A 26073-nucleotide genomic window follows, 5' to 3' on the forward strand; every position below is an offset into this window, starting at 1 on the left:
CTCAGCCGCGGAGCGCGGCCATGGCGTCGTAGCTGACCTGGGCGAACTCGAGTGACTGCCCCGGGTTGGCCGTGCCGCCGGGAGCGGTGTCCTGCTCCCACATCGGGTTGTGCCAGCCCTTGGAGCCGACCCGGCGCAGGAACGTCGAGTAGTCGATGTCGCCCTGGCCGAACGGGGCCATGACGTAGCCGTTGGCCTGGGTCGTGTCGGACTTGCCGTCCTTGGCGTGGAACAGCGGGAACCGCTTCGTCTGGGCCTCGACGACGGCGGCCGGGTCGAAGACCGAGGTCACCGTCGAGCCGTCGGCCGCCGTGTACGACTTGTGCTTGTACTGCGCGACGTGCGCCCAGAAGATGTCCATCTCGAGGAACACGTACTTCGGGTCGGTGTTGGCGAGGAAGTACTCGAGACGCCGGACGCCGGACGAGCGCGTCGGGCGACCGAGGGCGTCGAGCGGGCCGCTGTCGAGCAGGAAGCTGTAGGCCACGTCGTGGTTGTGCGTGTAGAGCTTGAGGCCGTGCTTGGTCAGGGCGCGCTCGCCGAGGACGTTCCACCGGGCGGCCGCGGCCTCCCAGTCGGCGAGGTAGCCGCTGCTCGTCGGGTCGCTGCCGGTGCCGACGTGCGTCATGCCGAGGATGTTGGCGGTCTCGCACATCGCGTCGAAGCTCGCGAGCGTCGCGTCGGTGATCGTCGAGGGGACCGTGCCGTGGTTGCCCTCGGCCTCGATCCCGTTGTCGTCGAGCCAGGTTCGCAGCAGCTTGGCACCGTCGGGGTTGTTGACGTTGCCGCCGGGGGCGTTCGCGTGCTGGCTGTAGCCGGCGAACTCGATCTGGGTGTAGCCGATGCGGCCGAGCTCCTCGATGACGGCCTTGAACCCCGACGCGTACGGCGAGGTGGCGGGGTCGCGCGAGATGGCGTCGCGCACCGTGTAGAGGATGATGCCGCGCTTGGACTGCGGGATGAGGACCCCGTTGGCGTTGCCCGTGGCCGCCGCCTGGGCGGTGCCGGCCGAGGCCGCCGTCAGGGCCGCCGCGGCGGCCATTCCCGTGGAGGCCGCCATGAACTGGCGGCGGTTGAGGCCGAGGCCCTTGGCGAGCTTCAGCGGCTTGACGTCGTTGTCGTGCATGTGTGGGTGCTCCTTCGGGGTGTGACAGAGACGGTGGTGCGGGGACTGCGGCCGGGACTCCTTTCAGGACGGCGGTGACAGACGACCCCCGCGGGTCAGGAGAGGACGGGAGACGGCGTGCGGGCCCCGACGATCGGGGTCCAGGACCCCTCCCGCTCCGCACTCGCCTCGACGGCCGACAGGATCCGCTGCACCTGGAGCCCGTCGGTGAACGAGGGCCGCGGGTCGGTGCCCGCGGCGACGGCGGTGAGGAAGTCCACCGCCTGGTGGGTGAAGCCGTGCTCGTAGCCGAGCACGTGGCCGGGCGGCCACCAGGCGGCCACCCACGGGTGGTCGGCCTCGGTGACGAGCACCCGGGTGAACCCCGCGTCGCGCGTCGGGGCGTCGTTGTCGAAGACGTGCAGCACGTTCATGTCCTCGAAGTCGAACGCGATCGACCCGCGGGTCCCGTTGATCTCCAAGCGGATCGCGTTCTTGCGCCCGCTGGCGAACCGCGTCGCCTCGAAGGTCGCGAGGGCCCCGCCGGACATCCGGGACACGAACACCGCGGCGTCGTCGACGGTGACCGGCCCCAGGGTGGCGCTCCCGTTGGAGCCGGCGGTGCCGCTGATCCCGCTCGTGCCGACCAGCGACGCGTCGGCCACCGGCCGCTCGCGCACGAAGGTCTCGGTCAGGGCCGACACCCCCGTCAGCGTCTCCCCCGTGACGTGCTGGGCGAGGTCGACGATGTGCGCCCCGATGTCACCGAGCGCCCCGGACCCGGCGCGGTCCTTCTGCAGCCGCCACGTCAGCGGCGACTCGGGGTCGGTGAGCCAGTCCTGCAGGTAGGCGCCGCGCACGTGCAGCACGCGCCCGATGCGCCCCTCGGCGACGAGCTGCCGCGCGTACGCGACGGCCGGGACGCGTCGGTAGGTGAACCCGACCATGGAGCGCACGCCCCGGGCCCGGGCCGCCTCGGCGGCCGCGGCCATCGCCTCGGCCTCCTCGACGCTGTTGGCGAGCGGCTTCTCGCAGAGCACGTGCTTGCCCGCCTCGAGCGCGGCGAGCGCGATCTCGGCGTGCGTGTCGCCGGGGGTGCAGATGTCGATGACGTCGATGTCGTCCCGCTCGAGCAGCCGTCGCCAGTCGGTCTCGACGTCGGCCCAGCCGAACCGGTCGGCCGTGTCGCGGGCGGCCGACGCGTTGCGCCCGGCCACCGCGACGAGGCGCGGCTCGACCGGCACGTCGAAGTAGCTGCGGGCGTTGCGCCAGGCCTGCGAGTGGGCGCGGCCCATGAAGGCGTAGCCGATCATCCCCACCCCGAGGGTGGGCTGTGGTGCGGTCGTCATGACGTCCTCATCTCCGACGAACGATGTGTCGGTGGTGGTGCTGCCGGTGCGGTCGTGGTGCCCGCGGGACCGGTGCCCGCGCCGTGCCGTGGGCACGGCGTGCGGCGCGGGCCCGACCCGTCAGGACTCGAAGCCGAGCGGCAGGTACTGGTCGACGTTCTCCTTGGTCACCACCGGGGCGTTGAGGACGATGCGCCGCGGGACCTCCACCTGGACGAGGTCGCTGATGCCCTTGTCCTGCGCGATGAGGCGGGCCAGCTTGATGCCGTCGGCCGCCTGCGTGGGCGGGTAGAGGACGGTCGCCTCCATCTTGCCCTCCTTGATCCAGCGCATCGCGTTGGCCGAGCCGGCGCCGCCGATGAAGGCCATCTCGTGGCGGTTCGCCTGGTCGAGGGCGGCCATGACGCCGACACCCTGGTCGTCGTCGTGGTTCCAGAGGATGTCGATCTTCGGCGCCGCCTGGAGCAGGTTCGACATCTGCTTCTCGCCCGACTCGACGGTGAACTCGGCCGCGACGCGGTTGTCGACGGTCTGGTTGCACGCCTTGAGGGCGTCGGCGAAGCCCTTGCTCCGGTCCTGGGTCAGGGGCAGCGAGTCGATGCCGGCGATCTCGGCGATGACCGGGTTGGACAGGTTCTTGTCCTTGACGAGCTTGCACGCGTAGGTGCCGGCCGAGACGCCCATGCCGTAGTTGTCGCCGAGGACGGTCGCGCGGGCGGCGAACGGGCTGGAGAACTCGCGGTCGACGTTGATGACCGGGATGCCGGCCTGCATCGCCTTGGTGGCGACCTCGGTGAGGGCGGCGCCGTCGGTCGGCAGCAGGACGATGGCGTCGACCTTGTCGTTGATGAAGGTCTCGATCTGGCTGATCTGCAGCGACGCGTCGTTGGTGCCCTCGGCGACCTTGAGGTCGACGTCGCTGTACTTCTTGGCCTCCGCCTGGGCGGCGCTGTTGATGGCACCGAGCCAGCCGTGGTCGGCCGCGGGGCCGGAGAAGCCGATGGTGACCTTCGTGCCCGGGGCGTCGTTGTCGCTCGCGGCGTTGCCACCGGCCTGCTGGGTCGAGGCCGCCGGCGTCGTGGCCGGGTCGTTGCTCGTGCAGCCGGCGGCGACGAGGGCGGCGCCCATGGCGATCGCCGCGGCGGCGACGCGCTTGGTGGTGCGAGGTGATGCAGACACGCTGACTCCTATGTGAGCAGTGTTGAGGGTGTGAGTTGCCTTGCGATGCTGTGCGATTCGATGTGCGTTGCGGTGCGGTTCCCCTGAGGCCCTACGCGGTACGGGTGCGGGAGACCCGTTGCTGGAGCAGGACGGCGGCGACGATGATGGCCCCCTTGGCCACCGCCTGCGTGGAGGTGTCGAGGTTGTTGAGGGTGAAGACGTTGGTCAGCGTCGTGAAGATGAGGACGCCGAGGACGGTGCCGACGACGGTGCCGCGGCCACCGGACAGGAGCGTGCCGCCGATGACGACGGCCGCGATGGCGTCGAGCTCGTAGAGCTGGCCGTGGGTCGAGGTGCCGGTGGTCGTGCGGGCCATGATCATGACCGCGGCGATGCCGCAGGCGATCCCGAGCAGCACGTAGAGGTACATCGTCTGGCGCTGCACGCGGATGCCGGCCAGGCGGGCTGCCTCGGGGTTGCCGCCGACGGCCAGGGTGCGGCGGCCGAACGTCGTGCGGTTGAGCAGGACCCAGCCGATGACGGCGACGACCACGAACATGATGACGAGCACCGGGACGCCGAGGACGCTGCCGCCGAAGAACTCGATGAAGCCGCGGTCCTTGACGATCTGGGTGCGGCGCTTGGCGATGATCTCTGCAAGGCCGCGGGCGGCGGCGAGCATGGCCAGGGTGACGATGAAGGGCGCTATCCGCCCGTACGCCACGAGGACGCCGTTGACGAGGCCGCAGCCGGCGCCGACCGCGACGGCCGCGAAGACCATGACGATCCAGTGGCTGTTCGCGGCCATCGTCTGGGTGGCGACCGTCGTGGCCCACACCGACGACAGGGCCACGATCGCGCCGACCGACAGGTCGATACCGCCGCCGGAGATGACGAAGGTCATGCCGACGCTGACGACGCCGATGACCGAGCCGAGGCGCAGGATGGTCAGCGCGTTCTCGGGGCTGGCGAAGCGGTCACCGGCGGTGATGACGCCGACGACGACGAGTAGCAGGAGGGCGAGGACGAGCCCGGCGCTGCGGCCGGCGGGTCCCGACAGGAAGCCGGCCAGGCCCCCACCGGTTCGCGACGGCGCACCGCCGACGGCGGGACCGCCCTTCGGCTCGTCCGGCGCGGACCCGGGCGCTGCCGGCGTCTGGTCGGCCTTCGTGACGTCGGCGCTCATGCCGCGTCTCCCTTCAGGATGATGTCGAGGACGGCGTGCTCGTCGAGCTCGTCGGCGCGGCCCTCGTGGCGGACGGTGCGGTCGGCGAGGACCAGCACCCGGTTGGACAGCCCGAGCACCTCGGGGATCTCGCTGCTGACGACGACGACGGCCACGCCCTCGTCGGTGAGGCGGCGCACGAGCGCGTAGATCTCGGAGCGGGCGCCGACGTCGACGCCGCGGGTCGGCTCGTCGAGGAGCAGGACGCGGCAGCCGCGGAGCAGCCACCGGGCGAGGACGACCTTCTGCTGGTTGCCGCCCGACAGCGTCCGGGACTCGCGGTGGACGCCGCGCGGCCGGACGTCGAGCGACTCCATGAGCTCCTCGGCCGCCTCTGCCTCGGCGTCGCCGTCGAGCAGGCCGCCGCGGGAGAACCGGGCCAGCGTGGCGAGGCTGATGTTCGAGGCGAGCGAGGCGCCGAGGACGAGGGCCTGGCTCTTGCGCTCCTCGGGGCACAGGCCGATGCCGGCGGCGACGGCGGCAGTGACCGAGCCGGCCCGGACGGGCTTGCCGTCGACGACGACGCGTCCGCTCGTGGCCTTTCGCGCACCGAAGATCGTCTCGACGATCTCGGACCGGCCCGAGCCGACGAGGCCGGCGAGGCCGACGACCTCGCCGGGCCGGACGTCGAACGTCACGTCGGCGAACTCGCCTGCGCGGGAGAGCCCCTCGACGCGGAGCACCGGCTCGGCGTCGGCGATCGGCGGCTTGTCGGGGAAGACGTACTCGATGGAGCGGCCGGTCATGAGCCGGATCAGCTCCTGGGTGCCGGTCTCCTCGGCGTCGAGCCCGGTGGCCACGGTGCGGCCGTCCTTGAGGACGGTGACGCGGTCGCCGATCTCGCGGATCTCCTCGAGGCGGTGGGAGATGTAGACGACGGCGACGCCCTGGGCGGTGACCTCGCGGATCACGGCGAAGAGCTGCTCGACCTCGCCGGCGTCGAGCACGGCGGACGGCTCGTCCATGATGATGAGGCGCGCGTCGCGCGACAGGGCGCGGGCCATGCTGACGATCTGGCACGACGCCGCCGAGAGCGTGCCGACCTCCGCCGAGGGTGAGATCTCGCGGTGGCCGAGCCGGGCGAGCAGCTCGGCGGCGCCGCGGCGGGCGGTGGTGCGCTGGGAGAACCCGAAGCGCGTCGGCTCGTGCCCGAGGTAGATGTTCTCGGCGACCGTCAGGCCCTCGACGAGGTCGAGCTCCTGGTACATCGTCGCGACGCCGAGGTCCATGGCCGCCTGCGGGTGGTGCAGCCGCACGGTCTCGCCGTCCCACTCGATGCTGCCCTCGTCGGGCTCGTGGACGCCGGCGAGGACCTTGATGAGGGTGCTCTTGCCCGCGCCGTTCTGGCCGAGGAGGCAGTGCACCTCGCCGGGCCGCACGTCGAGGTCGACGCCACCGAGGGCCACGACCCCGGGAAAACGCTTGACCACGCCGGTCATCCGCAGCAGCGGGGCGTCGGCTCCATCTCGCCGTCGAGATTCCATGCGTCACACCGTGGACCACTTTTGTCGGACCGTCAAGCAAAAGTTTTGTGACTGAGACGCGAAAGCCGATCACATGGCATGTGGAAGCTGCATGTGCTTCACTTCAACCGTGCGTGATCCGGAGTCGTCGTCGCCCCCCGTCCTCGCCGCCAGCGGCGCGGGCGAGCTGCTCCAGCTGCTGCGCGACGAGACCCCCCGCACCCGTGCCGAGCTGGCCAAGCTGACCGGCCTCGCGCGCTCCACCGTCGGTGCCCGCGTCGACGCGCTCCTCGCCACCGGCCTGCTCGCCCCGAGCGGCGAGGCCGCCAGCACCGGCGGACGCCCGCCGGTGCGCTTCGCGTTCAACCCGGAGGCACGCGTCGTCATCGGCGCCGACATCGGCGCGACGCACGGACGCGTGGCCCTGACCGACCTCAGCGGCAGGCCGATCCACGAGGTCGGCGAGGAGCTCGACATCACCGACGGGCCCGAGGCCGTCCTCGACTGGCTCGTCGCCACGACCCAACGCCTCCTCGACGACACCGGTCGCGACGCGTCCGACCTCGTCGGCATCGGCATCGGCCTGCCCGGCCCCGTCGAGCACTCCACCGGCCGGCCGATGCGCCCGCCGATCATGCCCGGCTGGGACGGCTACGACGTGCCCTCACGGGTGCGCCGGTCCTTCGACGTGCCGGTCCTCGTCGACAACGACGTCAACATCATGGCCCTGGGCGAGCACGCCACGGCCCACCCCGACGTCGAGCACCTGCTCTTCGTCAAGGTCGCCACCGGCATCGGCGCCGGCATCATCAGCGGCGGCCGGCTGCACCGCGGTGCGGTGGGCGCGGCCGGCGACCTCGGCCACGTCGCGGCACCGCACGCGCCCGAGGTGCTGTGCTCGTGCGGCAACGTCGGGTGCCTCGAGGCCGTGGCCAGCGGACCGGCGATCTCCAAGTCGCTCAAGCAGATCGACATCGTCGCCGAGAACAACGCCGACATCGTCGCGCTCGTGCGCGGCGGCAACGTGCCCGCCGCCCACGCCGTGCGGCAGGCCGGCCGCACCATCGGCGAGGTGCTCGCCACGTGCGTCAGCCTCCTCAACCCCGAGGTCATCGTCATCGGCGGCTCGCTCGTGCAGGCGGGCGAGAGCCTCATCGCCGGCGTCCGCGAGGTCGTCTACGGGCGGTCGCTGCCGCTCGCCACGGGCGGACTGCAGATCGTCGTCGCCTCCACCGGGGTGCAGGCCGCAGTCATCGGCGCCGCCACGATGGTCATCCAGCACGTCCTGACGGCCGACCGCGTCGACCTCGCCATCGCCCGCAGGTCGGCCGCGGCCGCCGCGTCGGCCAGCTGAACCCCCACAATGGGCCCATGACCGACCACCGGCCCGTCGACACCTGGCTCACCGACATGGACGGCGTCCTCGTGCACGAGGAGGACGCGATCCCCGGCGCCGCCGAGTTCATCGCGGCCCTCGAGGCCTCCGGCAAGCAGTTCCTCGTCCTGACGAACAACTCGATCTTCACCCCGCGCGACCTCGCGGCGCGCCTGCGGCTCAGTGGGATCGACGTGCCCGAGCGCGCGATCTGGACCTCGGCTCTGGCCACGGCGCAGTTCCTCGCCGACCAGCGCGGCGGCGGCAGCGCGTACGTCGTCGGCGAGGCAGGGCTGCTCACGGCGATGCACGACGTCGGCTTCGTCATGACCGACCGCGACCCCGACTACGTCGTGCTCGGCGAGACGCGCACGTACTCCTTCGAGGCCATCACCCGAGCGATCCGCCTCATCGACAACGGCGCCCGCTTCATCGCGACCAACCCCGACCCGAGCGGGCCGAGCGCCCAGGGCAAGCTGCCGGCCACCGGCTCGGTCGCGGCGCTCATCTCGACCGCCACCGGCCGCCAGCCGTACTACGTCGGCAAGCCGAACCCGCTCATGATGCGCAGCGCGCTCAACCGCATCGAGGCCCACAGCGAGACCACCGTCATGGTCGGCGACCGCATGGACACCGACATCATCAGCGGCCTCGAGGCGGGCCTGCGCACCGTCCTCGTGCTCACGGGCTCGACGCAGCGGCACCAGATCGAGCGCTTCCCCTACCGGCCGAGCCGCGTCGTCGACTCGGTCGCCGACCTCGTGCCGCTCGTTGCGGGCGACGAGGCCTGAGGAGCACTGCCGACCCCGGGGCGGCGTGTGGCGCCCGGGCGCTCCGGGTAGGGTCCTCTGGTCGACGGAGGGACTGCCACCAGTGAGCCAGGAACGACAGGTCGTCGCAGGGCGCTACCGACTGCTCGACCGCATCGGGGCCGGCGGCATGGGCCAGGTGTGGCTCGCGTGGGACGAGCGCCTCAGCCGCGCCGTGGCCCTGAAGCTGCTGCACCCTCCGGTGGGTCTCCCGCGGGACGACGCCGCGGTCACCCGCGAGCGCGCCATGCGCGAGGCGCGGATCACCGCGCGGCTGCACCACCCCAACGCCGTGCCGGTCTACGACGTCGTCGACCACGAGGGGTCACCCAGCCTCGTCATGCAGTACCTGCCGTCGCGCAGCCTGCACGAGGTCCTCACGACCGACGGCACCCTCGACCCGCGAGAGGCCGCCCGCATCGGCGCCGGCATCGCGAGCGCGCTCGCCGCGGCCCACGAGGCCGGCATCGTCCACCGCGACGTCAAGCCGGGCAACATCCTGCTGACGACCACCGGGACGCCGCTGCTCACCGACTTCGGCATCTCCCGCGGCAGCGGCGACGCCTCCCTCACCGCGACCGGCCTGCTGACCGGCACCCCGGCCTACCTCGCCCCGGAGGTGGCCCGGGGCGGCGACTCGACGCCGTCCGCCGACGTGTTCGCCCTCGGCGCCACGCTCTACGCCGCCGTCGAGGGCGCGCCGCCGTTCGGCGCCGACGACAACCCGATGGCCCTGCTGCACCGCGTGGCCTCCGGTCGCATCGACCCGCCGCGCCGCGCCGGCGCCCTGCTGCCCGTCCTCGACCGGATGCTCTCGACCGACCCGGAGGCGCGGCCCCGCATGGCCGAGGCCGCCACGGCGCTGGCCGCCGTCGCCGCCGGCGGACCGACGACGCCGCGGGCCGGCGTCGCAGCGGGCGCCGGGGCACAGGGCTCAGCGGGCGGCCACACGGCCGTCCTGCCGGTCACGCCGGACGCGTCGGACGCGTCGGGCGACGCGTCCGCCCAGCCCGGTGACGAACCTGCCGTCGAGCCCACCGACGAGCCCACCCAGGAGGCGGCAGGGCCCGCCGAGCCGGCTCCGCCGCGCATCGACGGCGCCACGCCTGCACCGACGCCCGCTGCGAGCACTGCCCCGGCCCCTGCACCCTTCCCCGTCGCCGCGCCCGCCCCGACGTCGGTGCAGGCCCCGGCCCCGGACCACGAGCCGGACCGGCGGCGCACCCTGCTTCTCCTCGCGGCCGGGGCGCTGCTCGTCGTCCTCGTCGTGGGCATCGTGCTGGCGACCCGACAGACGCCGCCCACCGCGGACGCGCCTGCGCGCCAGCCGTCCTCGTCGGCAGGCACCGCGTCGACGCCACCGCGCACCTCCCCGACGACGGGCAGGCCGAGCACGTTCAGCGCCCCGAGCCCGACGACCCCGAGCCCCACGCCCTCCTCGACGCCGACGCCGACGCGTGAGCCCGCGACGACGGCACCGTCCGGGGCACCCACGGACTCCGAGCTGGCGGGCGCCGTCCGCGACTACTACGCCCTGCTGCCGGGTGACACCGACGCGGGCTGGGACCTGCTGACGCCGCGGTACCGGGCGAGCACGTCCGGCAGCCGGTCGAGCTACGCCCGGTTCTGGTCCGCGATCGACCGGGTCCGCGTCAGCAACGTCGAGGGGACTGCCCCGTCCTCGGTCGTGGCGACGCTGCGCTACGACTACCGGGACGGCCGCACCTACGTCGAGCGCACCGCCTACACGCTGGTGCAGGAGGGCGGTCGACTCAAGATCGACCGCACCTCCGTGCTCAGCAGCCGGCAGCTCTGACCGTCACACCGAGCGTCACACCAGGCGTCACACCAAGCGCCTCGACGAGCGTCAGGGCAGGTAGTACGTCGGGTTCGGCAGCTTGACGACGTGGTCGGCGTGGCCGCCCTTGAGGTCGCTCCACTGGTCGCCGAAGTTCGCCACGACGTCGTAGCCGAGGTCGTCCTCGACGTGGGCGCGGGTGGCCGACTTGTACTCGATGGTCGTGCACGTCGGGTAGGCGACGCACTTGCCCTGCATGTACGACGGCGGCTGCTCGCCCGACTTCCACTTCGTGAAGTAGAGCTCGCTCGTGAACTGCGGGTAGCCCTGCTCGTGCAGGTTGGCGAGCGTCGCGTCCTTCTGGCCGGTGTTGCGGCCGGTCAGGCCCACGATCGCGCAACCGGCGTCGGACGCAGCAGCGACGAGGGAGGGCATGCCGGGCGTGGCCGGGAACAGCTTGTTCTGCACCCAGTAGTCCTGGCGGGTCGGGTTGAAGACGAACTTCATGTCCGCGACCTCCATGTCGTAGGTCCACAGCGTCGTGTCGTCGGCGTCGAGGACCACGGCCGGCTTCGTCCCGCGGGCCGCGCCCTGGCGGCACGACGCGACGAGCCGCTGCTTCTGGCGCGCCTGGATCGCCGCGAGCTCGCTGATGTACGGCGAGGACGTCTTGTTCGCGATGCCCGTGCCCGGGTCGCCGTAGTAGGTGTAGATGGTCTTCTTGACCGAGTCGATGTTGGGGATCCCCTCACCGCTCTGGGTGAGGCCGCTCGAGCCGTCCGGCTTCATCGTGAAGTGGGTACGCGGCGCGAGCTTCGGCTCGTTCATCCCGGCGAGGTCGGGCGAGGGCAGGTAGTACGTCGGGTTCGGCAGCTTGACCCAGCGGTCGGCGGAGCCGCCCTGCAGGTCGCTCCACTGGTCGCCGAGGTTGAGCACGATGTCGTAGCCGAGGTCCTGCTCGATGTGGCGACGCGTGTTGGCCTTGTACTCGACGGTCGTGCAGGCGGCCATGTTGACGCACTTGCCGGCCATGTAGTCGGGGATCGGGTCGCTCGAGCGCCACTTCGTGAAGTACCGGTCGGCGGTGAAGCCGCGGTAGCCGACGTCGGCGAGGTTCTGCAGGGTCGCGGCCTTCTGGCCGTTGTTGCGGCCGGTGAGCCCGAAGATCGTGAAGCCCATCGCCTCGGCCTTGTTGACGAACGAGACCATCGACGGCGTCGCCGGGAAGAGGCGGTTCTGCACCCAGTAGTCCTGGCGGGTCGGGTTGAAGACGAACTTCATGTCCGCGACCTCCATGTCGTAGGTCCACAACGTCGTGTCGTCGGCGTCGAGGACGATGGCCGGCTTGTGGCCGGCCCGCACGGACTTCGCGTAGGCGTGGGCGAGGTCGTCGTCGAGCCGCGAGGTGATGCGACCGAGCTCGCTGATGTACGGCGAGGACGTCTTGTTCGCGATGCCGGTGCCGGGGTCCCCGTAGTAGGCGTAGATCGTCTTCTTGACAGAGTCGATGTTGGGGATGGCCTCGCCGCCGACCGTGGCGCCGCTCGAGCCGTCGGGCGCCATGACGAACTGGGTGCGTGGGGTCAGCGTGCGGTCGGGCTGGCCGTCGTGGCCGTCGTGCGCGACGGAGGGGGCGGCGGAGCCGACGACGAGGGCTCCGACGACGGAGCCGACGGCTCCGACGACGAGCCCGGCGCGTCGACCCGGAAGGGTGCTGGGACGCCTCATGCGGGATCACCTCTGGGGGCGGGAGTTCACGGACGCTCGAAGGTATCCCCACGGGACCCCGCATGGGCCGTTGCGGCCCCTATCGGGTGAATCCCAGCCGACCCCCAGACTTCGGGCTCCCAGCGTGGAGGCTCAGCCGCGGCCGAGCAGGCGCGACCACCACGAGCGGGCGGGCTGCCGGGCGGCCGCGGCAGCGGCCTCGCGCTCCTCGCGGGCCAGCCGTTGCCGCTCCTCGCGCTCGTCCCGAAGCTCCCGCCACGCGGCGACCATCTCGTCGACGTCGAGCGTCCGGGCCAGCAGCGGCGGCAGGTTGCCGACGGCCGGGCGGAGCCGGTCGGCGAGCACGCGCTTGTTGAAGTCCTGGACGATCTCGCGCACCTGCGCCTCGGTGCGGACGTCGGCCAGCGCCTGCGGGTAGCCGGCCGCCTCCTTGCGCAGGGCGAGCGCGCCGGGCAGCGCCCCGCCGAGGTCGAGGTTCTCGCGCTGGGCGAACCGCTTGACCCACCAGTCGGGGTCACTCGAGTCGCGCAGGTCGAGCGGCTTTCCGGCACCGGGCAGGTTGTCGAACTCGCCGCGCTCCTGCGCCTCACGGATCTGCCGCTCGACGGCGCTCTCCCAGTACGGCTGACCGGACATGCCCTCCACGCTAGCCGACCCGGCGCGGGGATAACGGGGTGCGCCGGCGTCGGCGCTCGGGTAGACCGGTGGGGCAGCCACCGCGACGACAGGGGAAGCGTGCTCGCCAGAAGGCTCGGACCCGGCGGACCGGTCGGACTCGTCCGGCACCAGCTCCGCGTGCACCCCCTCGGGGTGCTGCTCGTGCTCGTCGACGCCGTGGTCGTGGCCGGGGTGTCGGTCGGCGTGCCGTGGCTCGTCGGTCGTCTCGTCGCCGACCTGCCGGCCGCGGTCGGAGGCGGGCCGCTGACCGTCGTCGGCGTCGAGTTCGTCCTGCTCGTGGGCGTGCTCGCGCTCCAGGTGCTCGTCGGGGGTGCGCAGGAGCCGGTCTTCCAGGACCTGTCGCTGCGCACGGAGAAGGACGTGCTCGAGCGGCTGGCGCGCCTGTTCGTCGCGCCGGTGCGGATCGGGCACCTCGAGGACCCCGAGTTCCTCGACCGCGCCCAGCGCGTGCGGGCCAGGGTCTGGGAGGTCAACCAGGGGATGATGCAGGGCGGCACGGCCCTGACCGGCCTGCTCACCGTGTGCGGCGCCGCGGCGTCGGTCGGGGTCGTGATCGGCTGGCCGAGTGCGGCGCTGCTGCTCGGCGCCGCGGTGGCCGTCGCCGTCGTGCGGTCGCTGCTCATGCGGCGCGAGCTGGACCAGTGGGTCGGCGCCACGGAGGACCAGCGGCATGCCGAGTACGCGTTCGGCCTGGCAACCGGCCTGGCGCCCAAGGAGGTCCGGGTCTTCGGGCTCACCGACTGGCTGGCTCGTCGCTACTGGGAGCGCACCGCTGCGTCATGGAAGCCGTTCTGGCGCAAACGGGTCCACAACTCGCTCTGGGGGCTGGCGCTGGACGCCGGTCGTTCAGCGGCCGCGGTGGGTGTCGTCGTGCACGTCGTGTCGGGCGCCCTGGACGGCACCCTGTCGGTGGCCGCGGCGGCCACGGCGATCCCCCTCGTCCTCGTGCTGGCCCAGGCCGAGATCGGCGGCCTGCCGCTCTTCGTCCGCGGCGCGGCTGTGCTCGACGACCTCGTCGAGACCGAGCGCCGTTACGGCCGAACGCCGCCCGAAGCTCCCCACCACCCGAGGCGTCAGCCCGGGACGCCACCGGCCGTCGAGCTGGTGAACGTGACGTTCCGCTACCCCGGACGCGACGCGCCGGTGCTCGACCGCCTGTCGCTGCGCATCCACGCCGGTGAGGACGTCGGGCTCGTCGGCGTCAACGGGGCGGGCAAGTCGACCTTGATCCGCCTCCTCACCGGCTCGCTGCGCCCCGACTCCGGTCACGTCCTCGTCGACGGCGTCGACCTCGCCACGCTCGACGAGACCGACGTCGCGCGCTGGCAGCGTCGGGTGGCCGTGCTGACCCAGGAGTTCTGCCGCTACCCGCTCAGCGCCCGCGACAACGTGACACTGGGGGCCGGACGCCTGTCGACCGACGCGGACGCGCCCGCGCTCGCCGACGCCGCCCGGCGCACCGGCGCCCTCGAGGTGGCCGAGGCCCTCGTGGCCGGGTGGGACACCGTGCTCGACGCGTCCTTCCCCGGCGGGCAGGACGTCAGCGGAGGCCAGTGGCAGCGAATCGCTCTGGCGCGAGCGGCTTTCGCGGTCGGCGAGGGTGCCGGGATGATGGTGCTCGACGAGCCCGCTGCGGCCCTCGACGTGCGGGCCGAGGCCTTCCTCGTCGAGCGGCACCTGGCCCTGACGGAGGGCGTCACCTCCCTCGTCGTGTCGCACCGGTTCTCGGTGCTGCGGCCGATCCCGCGCATCGTTGTGCTCGACGGCGGGCGGATCGTCGAGGACGGCTCGCACGACTCGCTCATGGAGCTCGGCGGCCGCTACGCGCGGCTGTTCACGCTCCAGTCGCAGCGGCTGCTCGCCGGGGAGCCCCGATGACGACCGTCGCGCGCCGGGTCCGGCTGTGGCTCGTGCTCGGCTTCGGGGCCGCTCCCGGGCTGACCGCCACCGGCCTCGCGATCGCCGTCGCCGGGGCCGTGCTCGCGCCGCTCGCCACCCTCGGCGTCGGGCGCGTCGTCGACGGCCTGACCGCCGGCGACGGCGACCTCGCGCGCCAGGGGCTGTGGCTCGTGGCGGCCGGGATCGTCGTCGGCGTGCTGCAGGCGGTGTCGTGGCCGCTCGTGTGGTTCTTCGTCGACGACCTCGGTGAGCGGTTCGCGCGCCACCGGGTGCTGCGGCTCATCGCCGGCATCCCGACCGTGGCCCACCACGACCTGCCGGAGATGGCCGACCGGGTGTCGACGCTGCGCCGAGAGGCGCGCGACCTCGGTGCGGCCGGCCAGCGACTGGGCACGGACGCCTCGACGGTCGTGGGCACCGTGACGCTGGCCGGGGTGCTCGGCTCGATCGCGTGGTGGCTCGCGCTCCTCGTGCCGGCCGCGCTGCTGCCCGCCTGGGCGTCGGGCCGGGCCTTCCGGGCCCGCTACGAGGCCGAGCGGCACAACGAACAGGCGATCCGGGCCGCCGACCGGCTCCTCGACATCGCCCGCGGCCCCGCCACCGGACTCGAGGTGCGGTGCAGCGGGGCCCCCGCGACGCTCGTCGACGCGCTCGGCTCGGCCCTCGACGAACGGATGTCGGCGGTGGCCGAGGCGAGCCGCGTGACGCGTCCGTTCGCGGTGGTGACGCGGCTCGCGTGGATCGCGCTGCTCGCCGTGGCCGTCGTCGGGGTCTTCGCGTCGGTGCGCGCGGGGTCGCTCGGTGTCGGGTCGCTCGTCGTGCTCGTGCTGCTCGTGCCGCAGGTGGAGTCGATGGCCACGATGCTGCAGGGCCTCGTGGCCCGCGGCGTCCGCACGGCCCAGCACCTCGCTCGGCTCGACGAGCTCGAGCAGTACGCGGCGGGGTTCGCGGGCTCACCGGCGGGGCACCCATCGGACGGCGACGCCTCCTCGCGACCGTGGCGACTCGAGCGCGGGATCGAGCTCGTCGACGTCGGGTTCACCTACCCCGGCGCCACCTCCCCCAGCCTCGAGGGTGTGACGCTGCACCTCGACGCGGGCACGACCGTCGCGCTGGTCGGCGAGAACGGCGCCGGCAAGTCGACGCTCGTCATGCTGCTGGCCCGGCTGCACGACCCGACCCGCGGCCGGATCCGGGTCGACGGGCGGCCCTTGACCGAGCTGCCCCACGCCTCGTGGCACGAGCGTCTCGGCGCCGTCTTCCAGGACCACACCGACCCCCACGTGCTCGTCCACGAGGCCGTCGGCATCGGCGACCTCGACGGGGCGACCGACGAACGTGTCGACGCCGCGCTCGGGCGGGCCGACGCGTCCGGCCTGGTCGCTGCGCTCCCCCGTGGCCGCGACACGCAGCTCGGCCGGCAGTTCGCCGGCGGCACCGACCTGTCCGGAGGGCAGTGGCAGCGGCTCGCCGTGGCACGAGGACTGCTGCGCGAGGAGCCGCTGCTCATGCTCCTCGACGAGCCGTCGTCGGCGCTGGACGCGGCGGCCGAGGACGCGATCCTCGGCGGGTACCTGTCACGAGCGCGCGAGGTGAGGCGGCGGACCGGCGGGATCACCGTCGTCGTCAGCCACCGGCTCTCGACGGTGCGCGCCGCCGACCGCATTGTCGTGCTCGAGGGTGGGCGGGTCGTCGAGGACGGCACCCACGACGAGCTGGTGGCTGCAGGGGGCCCGTACGCCGAGCTCTTCGACCTGCAGGCACGGTCGTACCGATAGGTGACGATCAACGAAACGGACTGCGGTCCAACGGAATTGGCTGTGGACAAGCCTGCCGTCAGCATTCGAACACCTGTACGATTGGGGTATGTCGCAAGCAGTGATCGAGCAGGACTGGGACCTCGTGGCGTCCTTGGCCGCCGACCTGCACGACGCGCACGCCCGGCTCGTCGACGCCGTGGCGGTGGCGCTGGTGGAGGGGTCCTGGATGGCGGCCGGGATCCGGTCGCCGGAGCACTGGCTGGTGGTCCGGGCCGGGTTGTCTCGCGGTCACGCGGCGGCGGTGGTGCTGATGGCGCGGCGGGCCGGTGAGCTGCCGGCGACGGCCGCCGCGCTGCGGGCGGGGCGGATCAGCCTGGACCAGGCCGCGGTCGTGGCCCGGCACGCCCCGGCCGCGTTCGACGTGACGGTGGCCGAGTTCGCCCAGCACGCCACGGTGCCGCAGCTGCAGCGGTCGGTCGCCCGCTACGACTTCACCCTCGAACCACGGACCTTCGACGAGGACGGCGCGCTGCTGCCCGCCGAGCGCGACCCGGACGCGAAGCCCGAGGTCGTCGAGCCCGCCACGTTGAGCATGGGTGTCGGTGAGGACGGCCGGTTCCGGCTGCGGTACGACGCCCCCGCGGAGGTCGGCGCGCTCGTGAGGGCCGCGCTCGCCGAGGCCAAGGACGCCCTGTTCCACACCGTCACCGACACCACCCACACCGGTGAGGGCGACGACGCGCAGCACCAGCACGACCCCTACACCGACCCGGACGCCCAGCCCGGCCCGCGCCGCGCCACCTGGGCCGATGCCCTCGTCCTGCTCGCCACCCGCTCCCTCGACGCCGGCACCACCGACACCCCGGCCCGGCGGGCCCGGTACCGCGTCCAGGTCCACCTCGACACCGACGGCGGCTGGCTAAACGCCGGACCCCGTCTCCCACAGCACGTCGTGGACGGGCTGACCTGCGACGGCACCCTGACCCCGGTGTGGGAAACAGAAGGGTCTCCGGTCAACGTCGGACGCACCCACCGCGTGGTGCCGCACCGCACCCGGGTCCTCGTGCTCGACCGCGACCGCGGCTGCCGGTTCCCCGGCTGCCCCACCCGGGCGAGCGACTACCTCGAGGTGCACCACCGGGTGCACTGGCGCGACGGCGGACTGACCGACCTCGCGAACCTGCTGTGCCTGTGCACGTTCCACCACGACAGCCACCACCGCGGCGAGTTCACCATCACCGGCGACCCCACCCGCACCGACGGGCTCGTGTTCGAGACCCGGCAGGGCTGGCCCATCGGCCCACCGTCCGCGGAACTCACCAATAGGCCAGAACCGCAAGCTCTCGCGATCGTCGACCCGGCTCCTGATCCAGGCCCCATTTCCGCCGATCGCCTCACACCTGAGGCCCTGTCGCCGCCCGGACCCAGGCGGCCACCCCCGCGACCGACACCACGACTCGGGCGCACCTACCCAGCCCCGACCGGCGGCACCCTGCACCTGCACCTCGTAGACCTCACCCCGTCACGCGCCGCACCGCGGCGGGAGTGAGCGAACCGTCCTAGCCGGCCTGCAGCTCACGCAGGATCGGCAGCTCCAGATCCTGAGGCGAGACGCACCCCTTGGAGCAGGACACCGCCGGCTCACCGTCCTGACGGTCGATGCGCCACGCGGTCCCGCCGTGCACCGGCTCGGCCGTCACGGTGACGATGCCTCCGCAGCCTCTCGTCGGACACGGCACGCTGATGGTCTCCATGCTCGTCAGCGTCTCGCGAACACCGGGCCACCGCGGCCGGTTCGGCCAACCCGCCAGCACCGCCCCCGTTCATCGGAAGCGGACGCGGACGCGGACGCCCGCAGGCGCCAGTGGTCAGAGCTCCTTGCGGAAGTGGACGTCGTCGGAGTCGGCAGTCGGCACGCCCTGCCAGCGGAAGATCTCGCGATAGCCCTGCTTCTCGTAGAACCCGGGCGCCTGGAAAGTGAACGACGTGACGAACACGTGCGTGCAGCCGCGCGCTCGTGCCTCGGCCTCGAAGTCGGCGAGCAGCCGCTCCCCCAGGCCCTGACCGCGCGCGTCCTCGTCCACCCACGTCATGCCGATGCCGGCGGCAACGCCCCACGTCCAGCCGCTGACCCCCGCGGCGAGCTCGCCCGACGCGTCGAGCAGGCGGACCGTCAGCTCGCGGGCCGCGGGCGTGCCGACGGTGGCGGCCGCGTTGACGACGTCGAGCTCGTCAGAGAGGCGCTGGTCGAGCGCGGCGTCGGCCTCGCCGACCTCCGAGCGGTAGGTGGGGGCAGCCTGGTGATCGGTCATGAGGGCCGATCCTGCCACGGGTCAGAGGCGCGCGAGCACCTCGTCGAGCATCGCCTCGGTGAGCTTTCCGGTGAAGGTGTTCTGCTGGCTCACGTGGTAGCTGCCGACGAGGCGCACCACGCGACCCGAGGCGGTGACGAGCGTCGCCTCGGCGCCGTGGCCGAAGCGCGGCTTGGGGCGCGGCACCGCCCAGCCGCGGCGTCGGGCGGCACCGAGCGCGGCGTCCCACCCGATCGAGCCGAGCGCCAGCAACGACTCGACATACGGCTCGGCCAGCTCGAGGTCTCGGTCGAGCCACGGCGCGCACGTCGCCTTCTCCTGCGTCGTCGGCTTGTTCTCGGGTGGGGCGCAGCGCACTGTGGCCACGATGCGCAGCCCGGTCAGCTCGAGGCCGTCACCCGCGGCCACCGACGTCGGCTGGCTCGCGAAGCCGGCCCGGTGCAGGGCGGCGTAGAGCCAGTCGCCCGAGCGGTCGCCGGTGAACATCCGCCCGGTCCGGTTGGTGCCGTTGGCCGCCGGCGCCAGGCCGACGACGAGCACCCGCGCCTCCGGGTCACCGAACGACGGGCCCGGCCGGCCCCAGTACGGCTGGTCGGCGAACGACGCGCGACGCCCGGTGCGAGCCACCGACTCGCGCCACTGCACGAGCCGCGGGCACGCCCGGCACACGCTGACGCGGGCGTCGACCTCCTGCAACGAAGCCGCGGAGCGCGCGAGCCGCACCACCTGCCCGGGCGTGCGCGCCACCGGCGTCGACGCGTCGGCCGGGTCGCCGGGCCAGCCGCTGCCGGGCGGCACCGGGGACGGGAAGCGCTGCCCGGTGACCGGGTGCGGGTCGGACGCGTCGGGAACCGGCCCGCTCGACCCGCCCGGCCCGATCGGCACACCCGGCGCGTCGGGTGTCGGCGTGCCGTCCATGCCCCCACGCTAGGCCGCCGTGAGACGGTTCGGGTGGTGGCGCCGGTGAACCGCGGGCGGGTCGGCGTCGTCCTCGCCTAGGAGAGCCCGCTGGACCCGACAGGACGCAGAGGAGGTGAGGCCCAGCATGCCGCTCGACGACGACGCCGTCGCGGAGATCTACCGCGAGCACGGCCCCATGCTCCGGCGCGTCGTGTGGCGGGCGACGAGCGACGCCGACCGCGTCGACGACATCGTCCAGGAGGTCATCCTCCGCGTCTGGCGGCAGGCGCCCCAGGCCGAGAACCTGCGCGCGTACCTCATCACCACGGCACGCCACCTCATCGTCGACCAACACCGCGCCGCGACCCGCCGCCCCCAGCAGGCCCAGCTCGTCGACCTCCCCGAGGACGACGCCGCCCTGGACCGGGCCCTCGACCAGGTGCTCGTCGAGGAGGCCCTCGGTCGCCTGCAGCCGGCCCACCGCGACATCGTCCGCCTCCTCTACTACGAACGACTGTCCGTGGCCGAGACCTCCACCCGCGTCGGGGTGCCCGAGGGCACCGTCAAGTCGCGGGCCTACTACGCCGTGCGCAACCTGCGCGTGATCCTCGACGAGATGGGAGTGACCCGATGAACGCCGGCCCGGACGACGTGCACGTGCTGCTCGGCGCGTACGTGCTCGGTGGCCTCGCCGACGAGGACCACCGCGCCTTCACCGAGCACCTGCGCACGTGCCGCGACTGCCAGGCCGAGCTCGGCCAGGTGTCGGGGCTGCCGCGGCTGCTCGACCTCGCCGGCCCGGACGGCGGGCCGCACCTCAGCGACGCCACCGACGCCCCCACCACGCCGCTGCCGCCGGCCGACGACGGACGCGTCACCGACCTCCTCGCCGAGGTGGCCCGACGCCGGCGGACGCGTCGCACGTGGTTGTCGGGCATCGCCGCGGCGGCGGCCGCCGTCCTCTTCGCGGGCGGCGCGTGGCTCGGGCCGGGGATGTTCACCACAGCGGCGCCCACGCCACCGACGACGCACTACCTGGCCTCGGCCGCGCCCGGCTCGGCGGTCAAGGTCGACGTCGCCCTCGTGACCCGCGGCTGGGGCACGCAGCTCGACATCGACTGCGAGGACATGCCCAAGAACGGCGAGCTGCTCCTCTACGTCATCGACGGCAGCGGCAAGGCGATGACGGCCGCCTCGTGGCGCGCGACGGCGACCGGCTACTCCAAAGTGACCGGCGCGACGTTCCTCAGCCCCGACCAGATCAAGTCCATCGAGGTGCGCACCGGCACCGGCACGGTCGTCGCCTCGGCCCGCACCTGAGCTCCCGCACCTGATGGGCCCGAACCGGGTCAGAGGCCGGCGATCGTCGACGCCGGCTGCTCCACCCGTACCGTCGACCCGTCGAAGGTGACGCGCGAGAGCCACATGGTGCGGCCCGGCACCTCCGAGCCGACGGCGCCCGGGTCCCACGCGTGGTAGACCATCCAGACGGTGCCGTCGTGCTCGAAGAGGGCGCAGTGGCCGGGCCCGGCTGCGACATCGGTCGAGGTGAGGACCGGCTCGGGGTCCTTCGTGAACGGCCCCGTCGGCGAGGTCGCCGTGGCGTGCCCGACGGCGTACTTGTCGCTGCCGTAGTCGTTCGCCGAGTAGAAGAGGTGGAACACGCCGCCGCGCTCCCAGACGAACGGAGCCTCGACGAGGCTGCCCTCCCACGGGAGGTCCTGCTTGACCAGACGCTTCGGCTCACCCTCGAGGTGCAGCCCGTCGGCGGAGAGCCGCTGCACCGAGATCCACGTGTCCATGCCGACGGCGTTGCCGTCGTTCTTCCAGTACAGGTAGGCGGTGCCGTCGGACGCGACGAAGGGAGAGGCGTCGATGGAACCGCCCTGGTCCTGCTCGCACACGAGCGGGCCGCGGCTCGTGTCGCGGTAGGGCCCCGCGGGGTCGTCGGCGACGGCGACGCTGATGCACTGGATGGCCGGGTCCGGCGCCATCGTCGTGTAGAAGAGGACCCACCGGTCACCGAAGCGGTGCGCCTCGGGAGCCCACACCTTGCCCTTCGTCGTCCACGACGGCAGCTGCGGGAGGGCGTCGGAGCCCTGCGTCCACGTGCGCAGGTCGTCGCTGACGAGCGTCTGCACGTTCATGCCGTTGCCGTTGGTGGCGATGGCGATCCAGCCGCCGCCGTCGGGCAGCACCTGCGGGTCGGGGAAGTTGCTCGGCCACACCGGGTTGGTCGCCCGCGTCGTCGCGGCGGGTGTGGTCGCGGTCGGGTCGGTCACGCTGCCTCCGGTGCGGGTGGGGTCGGGGCCCTCGCCCCCGCAGCCGGCGAGGAGTGCGGCGGCGAGGGCGGCGGCGAGGGCTGCGGGCAGGACGCGTCGGGCGCGCCTCATCCTGCGCCGGGGTCGCTGGGCCAGGTGGACGCGTAGAACCGCAGGTGGTCGACGGTCGCCACGGCCGCCGGCGAGGCACCGCCGTGCGCGACGAGCCCGATCCGCGGGTTCGTGCCGGGACGGAAGGTCCACGTCGCTCCCCACGTCCAGTGCACGCCGTCGCGGCTGGTTCCGGCACGGTAGAGGTGCTCCCCGGATGCGGACGTGTGGTGGGCCAGGCGCAGCCACAGCGTCGGTGCGGCCGTGCCCACGATGGCTCCGCCGTAGCTGGTCGGGCCGCCGGGGTTGGTCGGGTCGGCGGCGGTCTCGCGCCCGAACTCGGTCTGGCGCGTGTTCCAGATGGCGACCTTGGAGAGCCGGGCGAAGTCGTCGTCGTTCTCGTAGGCGACGAGGCCGACCTGCTGGTAGTTGCGGACGGTGTCGACGCCGAGGTCGAGGGTCGTCTTGGCCTCGGCGATCCAGTCGCCGTCGCCGGGGGTGCTGTGCAGCAGCACGCTCGCGGTGTTGCCGCCACCGACGAGGTCGGTCCCCTCGACGGGCCAGTGGAGGCTGCCCCCCGAGACGGTGACGGCCGGGTTGCGCCGCACCCACGTGAAGCCGGCGAGGCTCGTGTCGTCGAAGTCCTCCGACTCGATCAGCGCACCGGCCTGCGGGACCGTTGCCGACGTCGGCGCGTCGGCCGCGGCCGGGTTGACCACGACGTTGTCGACGACGGCCTTGCTGCTGCTGAGGCGCACCGGCGCCGGGTCGGGCTGCGCGTCGCCGTCGAGGTGCACCCGGGCCGCGACGTCGGCGAGGTCGCTCTCGGTGACCTCGGCGGTGAGGCCCTCGGCGGTGGCCTCGACGGTGAGCGTGCGCCAGGCACCAGCGGGCAGCGGAGGCAGGGTGGTCGCCGACGAGCGGACGACTCCCCTGCCGCCGGCCTGCGCCGTGAGGCGAGCTCCCTTCGGGTCGAGCGTGACCTTGACCGACCGGTCCCGGCCCGCCATCACACGGAGCGGGTCGGTGCCGCGCTGGTCGAGGCGCACGTGCAGCGCACCCACGGGTGCGGCCGAGGTTGTCGACGCGGTGCCGTGGACGAGTGCCGTGGCCCCGGTGACCGGGTCGCCAGGGCCGGCGGACAGCCCGCGGAAGCCGGTGGCCGCGGGGTCGGTCGGGGTGATGCCCAGGCCGGAGGACAGCGACGGGGCGGGCTGCTCTGTGTCGGACGGACCGGCACCGGCACGCGTCCGCGGCCAGCCGTCGACCCAGTCGAGCCGGTCGAGCAGCATCGGTCGGCGGTTGATGCCGAACGGCTGCGCCAGCCACGGGTGGTCGCGGTCGATGGCGTGGTAGGCGATGAAGTCGCGGCCCTCGGCGTCGGTGACGACCGCGTGGTGGCCGGCGCCGACGAACCGGTTGCCGTTCTGCGTCAGCACCGGTGTGCCGCCCACCCGTGACGCGAGCAGCGAGGTGCCCTCCGCGTCGACGAACGGCCCGAGCGGCGAGCGTGACCGCCCGGCGAAGACCGAGTAGCCCGTGGTGGGCCCGGCGCAGCAGTTGGCTGCCGAGCCCATGAGGTAGTACCAGTCGCCGTGCCGCACGACGTAGGAGCCCTCGTAGCGGTTGTCGATCGCCACCTGGGTGGGCGTGCCGACCGGTGTCAGGCCGTCCGCCGACATCCGGGTGGCCCAGAGCCCGCCGAAGTAGCTGCCGTAGTAGAGGTAGCGCTGGCCGCCGGTGTCGGTGAAGCCTGCCGGGTCGAACGTCCAGAGGAACCCGCCACCCGCGGCCGGCCGGGGTGGGACGGCCGGTGCGGGGGCGGGAGTCCAGGGCCCCGACGGGGTGGGCGCGGTCGCCGCGCCGATCGCGGAGTCGTCGCCGGGATGGAGCGTCGTGTCGGTGACGGTGAAGTAGAGGACGTAACGCCCTGCGACGTAACGGATGTCGGGCGCCCAGAGGCCGGCGGTCGGCGTCGCCCACGACGGCCGGTTGCTGCCGTCGAACACGGTGCCGAGGTACTCCCAGCTCGACCAGTCGCGCGTCCGGGCGATGTGCATGGCGCCGGGCACGTCTCCGGCCCGCAGCGGGTCGGAGGTCGCGTAGGCGTACCACCAGCCGTCGCGGCCACGGATCACCGACGGGTCGGCGAAGGTGTCCGAGAAGGAGTCGGACACGGCGTTGTGGAACGTCGGGCGTCCCGCTGCCGCTGCCGCAGCCGCGTCACCGGCGGCGCCGGCGGGGACCTGCGCGGCGGCGAGCCCCACGGCGGCCAGCACCGCTGCGGCCCAAGCGGTTCCGCGCCGACGAGTACGTGCTCTGAGGTGGCTCGGTGGACGCATGCGGACTCCTCAGCCCTTGACGCCGCTGCTGGCGACGCCCTCGATGACGTAGCGCTGCACGAAGACGTAGAGCGCGAGGACGGGGATCGCGGCGAGCATCGCACCGGCCATGACCACCGGGTAGTCGATCGTGTACGCGCCCTGCAGGCGGCTCAGGCCGGCGGGCAGCGTGAGCCGCTCGGGCGAGAAGAGCACGTAGATCGGCCAGATGAAGTCGTTCCAGTTGGCGAGGTAGCTGAGCACGCCGAGCGTCACGAGGGCGGGGCGCGCGTTCGGCAGGACGATCGACCACCACGTGCGGAACGGCCCTGCGCCGTCGAGCCGGGCGCTCTCCTCGAGTTCCCTGGGCAGCCGCATGAAGAACTGGCGCATGAAGAAGACGCCGAAGGCGCCGGCCGCACCCGGCACGACGAGCGCCCAGATCTGGTCGAGCCAGCCGAGCTTGTCGAGCAGCAGGAAGTTCGGCATGAGGAAGATGAAGGCGGGCACGAAGAGCGTCAGGATGATGGCGGTGAAGATCGCCCTCTTGAAGGGGAACTCCATGCGGGCCAGGGCATAGCCGGCCAGGGAGCACACGACGAGGACGAGCAGGGCGTGCAGCGTCGCGGCCGCCATCGAGTTGAGGAACCACCGCAGCACCGGGCTGGCGGCATCCTGGAAGAAGAGGACGTCGAAGGCCCGCAGGCTCGGCTTCGACGGGAAGTAGGTGGGCGGGACGGTACGCGACTCGTCCTGGGACTTGAACGCGGTGAGCAGCACGAGCAGCAGCGGCCCGATGAAGACGAGGCTCAGGGCACCCATGCCCAGCCAGAAGAGGGGTCCGTTGCGGCGCCTCACGACGTCTTCTCCCTCAGCGCCCAGACGTTGACGAGCGAGACGAGGGCGAGGAAGACGGCGAGCACGTAGCTCATCGCGGAGGCCTGGCCCATCCGGTACTGCGAGAGGCCGAGGTCGGTGATCTCCATGATCGCCGTGCGCGTCGAGTCGCCCGGACCGCCCTTGGTGATGAGGTAGCTCTGGCCGAACATGTTGGCGCTGGCGAGCACGGTGGTCACCACGACGAAGACGAGCACGGGGCGCAGGCCCGGGATCGTGATGTACCGCAGCTTCTGCCAGGCGTTGGCGCCGTCGATGTCGGCGGCCTCGTAGTGCTCGGCCGGGATGTCGGCGAGGCCGGCGAGGTAGATGACGGCGTTGAAGCCGATGGTCCACCACACGGTGACGGCCGCCAGGGAGATCCACGCCCACGGCTGCTCGGTGGTCCAGGCGGTGTCGTCCGGCAGCCCGATCGCGCCGAGCAGCCCGTTGACCATGCCGAACGACGGGTCGAGCAGGTAGCGCCACATCAGCCCGACGACGGCGACGCCGAGCACGAACGGGGCGAAGAAGACGGCGCGGAAGAAGGTGCGCCCCGGGAACCGGCGGTTGAGCAGGATCGCGAGCAGCAGCGGCAGGGTGACGAGGAACGGGACGCTGATGACGACGAAGATGCCGGTGGCCTTCATGCCGTTCCAGAAGGGCTGGAACTGCGGCGACGAGCTGTCGAGCAGGTCCGCGTAGTTCTGGGCCCCGACGAAGGGCTTGTTCGGGAGCAGGAAGTCCCAGTCGTGCAGGGAGATCCAGATCCCGAGCACCCCGGGGACGGCGACGAAGGTGACGAAGAGGAGCAGGAACGGCGCGAGGAAGAGGTAGGGCGTCAGGCGGGACCCGTGGATGCCACCCCGCGCGCCCCGAGAGCGCCCCCTCCCCCGGGGCCGTCGGCCAGGCACCGACGCCACGGAGGAGGGGGCACTCGGC

At 72.8% G+C, this 26073-nt stretch carries 22 protein-coding genes; 8 read left to right on the forward strand and 14 right to left on the reverse strand.

Translation table 11 applies throughout. From position 1 onward, the window contains the following. Window position 1: 1 nt before the first annotated feature. The 5 genes from BIV28_RS12910 to BIV28_RS12930 all read right to left on the reverse strand — a co-directional run bounded on the left by BIV28_RS12910 (window position 2) and on the right by BIV28_RS12930 (window position 6324). Entirely contained in the window at window positions 2-1126 is a 1125-nt protein-coding gene (locus BIV28_RS12910) for a sugar phosphate isomerase/epimerase family protein (protein WP_076262447.1), read from the reverse strand. 95 nt (window positions 1127-1221) lie between these two features. Then, on the reverse strand, window positions 1222-2454 hold the full coding sequence (locus BIV28_RS12915) for a Gfo/Idh/MocA family protein (protein WP_076262516.1): 1233 nt from the start codon (window positions 2452-2454) through the stop codon (window positions 1222-1224). Window positions 2455-2574: 120 nt separating this feature from the next. Beyond that, window positions 2575-3633: a substrate-binding domain-containing protein gene (locus tag BIV28_RS12920; RefSeq protein ID WP_076262449.1), complete on the reverse strand. Its 1059-nt coding sequence runs from the start codon at window positions 3631-3633 to the stop codon at window positions 2575-2577. Window positions 3634-3724: 91 nt separating this feature from the next. Continuing rightward, window positions 3725-4801, reverse strand: coding sequence for an ABC transporter permease (locus BIV28_RS12925; protein ID WP_076262451.1), 1077 nt, complete (start codon window positions 4799-4801; stop codon window positions 3725-3727). Beyond that, window positions 4798-6324 carry a sugar ABC transporter ATP-binding protein gene (locus tag BIV28_RS12930; RefSeq protein WP_242652982.1) on the reverse strand — a complete coding sequence of 509 codons (1527 nt, stop codon included), beginning with the start codon at window positions 6322-6324 and terminating at the stop codon, window positions 4798-4800. The genes BIV28_RS12925 and BIV28_RS12930 overlap by 4 nt, the downstream gene beginning before the upstream one ends. Window positions 6325-6415: 91 nt before the next feature. Between BIV28_RS12930 and BIV28_RS12935 the strand changes: the two genes are divergently transcribed. The 3 genes from BIV28_RS12935 to BIV28_RS12945 all read left to right on the forward strand — a co-directional run bounded on the left by BIV28_RS12935 (window position 6416) and on the right by BIV28_RS12945 (window position 10303). Next, window positions 6416-7657: an ROK family transcriptional regulator gene (locus tag BIV28_RS12935; protein WP_076262455.1), complete on the forward strand. Its 1242-nt coding sequence runs from the start codon at window positions 6416-6418 to the stop codon at window positions 7655-7657. A gap of 17 nt (window positions 7658-7674) precedes the next feature. Next, window positions 7675-8469, forward strand: a complete 795-nt coding sequence (locus BIV28_RS12940; protein ID WP_076262457.1) for an HAD-IIA family hydrolase — start codon at window positions 7675-7677, stop codon at window positions 8467-8469. Window positions 8470-8551: 82 nt separating this feature from the next. Further along, window positions 8552-10303, forward strand: a complete 1752-nt coding sequence (locus BIV28_RS12945; protein WP_076262459.1) for a serine/threonine-protein kinase — start codon at window positions 8552-8554, stop codon at window positions 10301-10303. Window positions 10304-10354: 51 nt separating this feature from the next. Here BIV28_RS12945 and BIV28_RS12950 read toward each other — a convergent pair whose 3' ends face one another. Next, the gene (locus BIV28_RS12950) at window positions 10355-12013 is read right to left on the reverse strand and encodes an HAD family acid phosphatase (protein WP_076262461.1); all 1659 of its coding nucleotides are present in this window, start codon (window positions 12011-12013) and stop codon (window positions 10355-10357) included. A gap of 132 nt (window positions 12014-12145) precedes the next feature. Next, window positions 12146-12649, reverse strand: a complete 504-nt coding sequence (locus tag BIV28_RS12955) for a DnaJ family domain-containing protein (RefSeq protein ID WP_076262463.1) — start codon at window positions 12647-12649, stop codon at window positions 12146-12148. A gap of 159 nt (window positions 12650-12808) precedes the next feature. On the opposite strand from BIV28_RS12955, the gene BIV28_RS12960 reads away from it, so the two are divergent. From BIV28_RS12960 to BIV28_RS12970, 3 genes are all read left to right on the forward strand, one after another. Continuing rightward, entirely contained in the window at window positions 12809-14569 is a 1761-nt protein-coding gene (locus BIV28_RS12960) for an ATP-binding cassette domain-containing protein (RefSeq protein WP_207555968.1), read from the forward strand. Beyond that, a complete protein-coding gene (locus BIV28_RS12965; RefSeq protein WP_076262465.1) occupies window positions 14566-16368 on the forward strand; it encodes an ABC transporter ATP-binding protein in 1803 nt (600 codons plus the stop codon). The genes BIV28_RS12960 and BIV28_RS12965 overlap by 4 nt, the downstream gene beginning before the upstream one ends. An 88-nt stretch (window positions 16369-16456) precedes the next feature. Beyond that, a complete protein-coding gene (locus BIV28_RS12970; RefSeq protein WP_076262467.1) occupies window positions 16457-17899 on the forward strand; it encodes an HNH endonuclease signature motif containing protein in 1443 nt (480 codons plus the stop codon). A gap of 10 nt (window positions 17900-17909) precedes the next feature. Here the strand turns inward: BIV28_RS12970 and BIV28_RS12975 are convergent, their stop codons facing one another. The 3 genes from BIV28_RS12975 to BIV28_RS12985 form a co-directional block, all read right to left on the reverse strand. Further along, on the reverse strand, window positions 17910-18104 hold the full coding sequence (locus BIV28_RS12975; protein ID WP_076262469.1) for a hypothetical protein: 195 nt from the start codon (window positions 18102-18104) through the stop codon (window positions 17910-17912). Between the two features lie 114 nt (window positions 18105-18218). Then, the gene (locus BIV28_RS12980) at window positions 18219-18662 is read right to left on the reverse strand and encodes a GNAT family N-acetyltransferase (protein ID WP_076262471.1); all 444 of its coding nucleotides are present in this window, start codon (window positions 18660-18662) and stop codon (window positions 18219-18221) included. Between the two features lie 21 nt (window positions 18663-18683). After that, complete coding sequence (locus BIV28_RS12985; protein WP_083707319.1) at window positions 18684-19580, reverse strand: uracil-DNA glycosylase; 897 nt, start codon at window positions 19578-19580, stop codon at window positions 18684-18686. A 127-nt stretch (window positions 19581-19707) separates the two neighbouring features. Between BIV28_RS12985 and BIV28_RS12990 the strand changes: the two genes are divergently transcribed. After that, window positions 19708-20196, forward strand: a complete 489-nt coding sequence (locus tag BIV28_RS12990; protein WP_076262473.1) for a sigma-70 family RNA polymerase sigma factor — start codon at window positions 19708-19710, stop codon at window positions 20194-20196. Next, window positions 20193-20882 (forward strand): anti-sigma factor family protein, encoded by a 690-nt coding sequence (locus BIV28_RS12995; RefSeq protein ID WP_076262474.1) that lies wholly within the window; start codon window positions 20193-20195, stop codon window positions 20880-20882. Before BIV28_RS12990 ends, BIV28_RS12995 begins: the two co-directional genes overlap by 4 nt. 29 nt (window positions 20883-20911) lie before the next feature. On the opposite strand, the gene BIV28_RS13000 is transcribed toward BIV28_RS12995, so the two are convergent. The 4 genes from BIV28_RS13000 to BIV28_RS13015 are packed head-to-tail and all read right to left on the reverse strand — an operon-like array spanning window position 20912 to window position 26045. Beyond that, on the reverse strand, window positions 20912-21955 hold the full coding sequence (locus tag BIV28_RS13000; protein WP_076262476.1) for a glycoside hydrolase family 43 protein: 1044 nt from the start codon (window positions 21953-21955) through the stop codon (window positions 20912-20914). Then, window positions 21952-24276 (reverse strand): family 43 glycosylhydrolase, encoded by a 2325-nt coding sequence (locus BIV28_RS13005; RefSeq protein WP_083707320.1) that lies wholly within the window; start codon window positions 24274-24276, stop codon window positions 21952-21954. Before BIV28_RS13005 ends, BIV28_RS13000 begins: the two co-directional genes overlap by 4 nt. 9 nt (window positions 24277-24285) lie before the next feature. Further along, complete coding sequence (locus BIV28_RS13010) at window positions 24286-25113, reverse strand: carbohydrate ABC transporter permease (protein WP_076262480.1); 828 nt, start codon at window positions 25111-25113, stop codon at window positions 24286-24288. After that, a complete protein-coding gene (locus tag BIV28_RS13015; RefSeq protein ID WP_076262521.1) occupies window positions 25110-26045 on the reverse strand; it encodes a carbohydrate ABC transporter permease in 936 nt (311 codons plus the stop codon). Before BIV28_RS13015 ends, BIV28_RS13010 begins: the two co-directional genes overlap by 4 nt. Window positions 26046-26073 lie beyond the last annotated feature (28 nt).

The organism is Intrasporangium flavum, assembly GCF_001956915.1.
Taxonomy (GTDB): Bacteria; Actinomycetota; Actinomycetes; order Actinomycetales; family Dermatophilaceae; genus Monashia; species Monashia flava.